This is a genomic window from Streptomyces sp. SID3343 (assembly GCF_009865215.1).
GTDB lineage: Bacteria > Actinomycetota > Actinomycetes > Streptomycetales > Streptomycetaceae > Embleya.
Genome location: NZ_WWJX01000408.1, coordinates 1 through 482, shown reverse-complemented (window position 1 = coordinate 482; position 482 = coordinate 1). Strand labels below are relative to the sequence as shown.

Genomic DNA, 482 nt, shown 5'->3' with positions numbered 1-482 from the left:
TGGGCAGCGCCGTCTGCGTGGCCGGCACCCGCGGCGGCGGCGGGAGCAGGTCGGGCACCGTCGCCTCCAGCACCTCGGCCGCCGAGGATCCGGCCGCGACCGGCAGGTCGGACGCGGTCGGCGGCGGCGGGATGCTGGGCAGGCTCGCCCCCGTCCCGGGCACTGGCGCGGGCGTGGTGGTGGACGCCGCGGACGCGGTCCCGCTCACCGGTGTCGAGGCCGCGGTCTGCGCCTCGGTGGCCTCGAACGCCTGGGTGGGCGCGGAGCCCACACTCTGCGCCTCGGTGGCCTCGAACGCCTGGACGGGCGCCGAGTCCGCGCTCTGCGCCTGGGTGGCCTCGAACGCCTGGGTGGGCAAAACATCCGCCACCCCGTCCACGGGAGTGTCGTAGGGCCGGTAGCGGCCCGGCACGAAGGCACTGCCGGCGACCAACGGGGCCGGGTGGCTCGGCCGCGGCGGCACGAGGCCCTCCGCGCCCCGC

General features: G+C 78.6%; 1 pseudogene. It reads right to left on the bottom strand.

The window, feature by feature from the left end:
* A pseudogene (locus tag GT354_RS13405) lies at positions 1–463 on the bottom strand (hypothetical protein); the annotation flags it as partial.
* Between the last annotated feature and the right edge of the window lie 19 nt (positions 464–482).